Origin of the sequence: Streptococcus sp. 1055, from assembly GCF_013276815.1 — a bacterium.
Classification (GTDB): domain Bacteria; phylum Bacillota; class Bacilli; order Lactobacillales; family Streptococcaceae; genus Streptococcus; species Streptococcus pseudopneumoniae.
The window spans coordinates 1-1,886 of the sequence record NZ_VMLT01000101.1 but is presented as its reverse complement, the minus strand read 5'-3'; the positions used below and the strand labels follow the sequence as shown (position 1 = coordinate 1,886).

Annotated in this window: 1 protein-coding gene; it reads right to left on the bottom strand. The window is 42.0% G+C overall.

Annotation, left to right across the window (positions count from 1 at the left end; translation table 11 throughout):
• Positions 1-72: 72 nt before the first annotated feature.
• Positions 73-1,886, bottom strand: a 1,814-nt coding sequence (gene pflB / locus HT699_RS08730) for a formate C-acetyltransferase (RefSeq protein WP_172934278.1), incomplete at its 5' end; no start/stop codon positions are given.

Sequence of the window (1,886 nt, the reverse complement as noted above, 5' to 3'; positions counted from 1 at the left end):
GGTTTTCGGGAGACAAAAACAACCCTCAGTCGTTTGACCGAGGGTTCCTTATTTCATTATTCAAGAACTTGATTAGCTCAATGCATCCAAGGCGTCATCCATTGAAAGAACTTCGTGGAAGACACGTTGTGTCAATTCAGTTTTTTGTTCTGGAGTGAGGTATTTAGTGTTTACACAGTATCCAGAGATACGTACGATAACATCTTCACCTGACATGATCTTTTCGTAAACATCGTTCAAGTCCATAACGTTCAAGTTAACGTGTTGTCCACCGTTTTCAAAGTAACCATCAAGGATTGTTACCAAGTTATCAACTTGTTCATCACGAGTCTTACCAAGAGCGCGAGGTGATACTTGTGTAGTCAATGAGATACCATCAGCTGCATAACTAAAGTCAAGGCTAGAAAGTGAGTTCAAGTTTTGCAACCATCCACCTTTAGCTTTGTTAGATGGGTTAGCACCTGGTGAGAAGAATTCAAGTTTAGACAAGTTCACAGAACCATCTTCGTTGAGGTATACACCTTTGTGGACTGGTGAGTTACCAGTTTGTTTAGAGTAAGCAACGTTAGATGTGATTGTCAAAAGTGATACAGTAGCTTCTGCGTCTTTGTAAAGTTTGTGGCTACGTAGACGAGTAGTGTAAGCTTCGATCAACCATTCTGCCAATTCGTTTGAACGTGGGTCATCTTCACCCCAACGTGGGTATTCACCGATTGTTTCGTAATCGTAGATGTAGCCATTTTCATCACGGATTGGTTTAACTGTAGCGTATTTGATAGCTGACAATGTATCAACAGTGTTAGCAAATCCACAGATACCGAATCCCATGTTTGCACGTTGTTTAGTTGGCAAGAAGGCCATTTGAACAGCTTCGTAGTTGTACTTATCAGTCATGTAGTGGATGATGTTCAAAGCATCTACGTAAGTGTCAGTCAACCAGTCAAGAGATTTTTCAAAGTTAGCTTTAACTGATTCAAATTCAAGAACTTCGTCACGGATTGGTTCGATGTCAAATACTTTGTAGTCTTTGTGAACATCGTCGTAACCACCGTTCAAACCAGTAAGAAGGGCTTTCAATACGTTTACACGCGCACCGAAGTACTGGATGTTGTGGCGTTGTTCTTCATTTTCTGGGTCAAGTGGAGACACACAGCATGAGATACAGCTCATTTCACCATATCCGTCTTTAGCCATTGTTGTTACACCTTCGTATTGGATAGAAGAGTGTTTGTGGCTCATGTGCATACAGTAGCGACGGAAGTTGTATGGCAATTTGTCAGTCCAAAGAACTGTCAAGTTTGGCTCTGGAGAGTTACCGATGTTGTCAAGAGTGTTCAAGAAACGGTAGTCCATCTTAGTAACACGGTGACGACCGTCGTTACCCATACCAGCCATAGAAGTTGTGATGAAGGTTGGGTCACCTGAGTACAATTGGTCATAAGCTTTTGTACGAGCAAATTTAACTGTACGAAGTTTCATAACGAAATCATCAACGAATTCTTGGATTTCTGATTCAGTAAATGTACCACGAGCAAGGTCACGTTCTGCAAAGATGTCCAATACGATTGGCACACGTCCTAGAGATGTAGCAGCACCGTTGATGACACGGCAGACAGACATGAAGGCGATGTTAACCCATTGGATTGCTTCTTTAACGTTCATCGCTGGTTTGCGAACGTCAACTCCGTAAAGGTCACCCAAGCGAACAACTTGTTGCAATGCTTGGTATTGAAGATTGATTTCTTCACGAAGACGGATTGTTTCTTCATCAATTTCTTCGATTGCGTTCCAGTCGTTTACTTTTTCTTGCATCAAGTAGTCTGCACCGTAAAGAGCAAGACGTGCATAAACACCGATGATACGTCCGCGTGAGTATGCATCTGGAA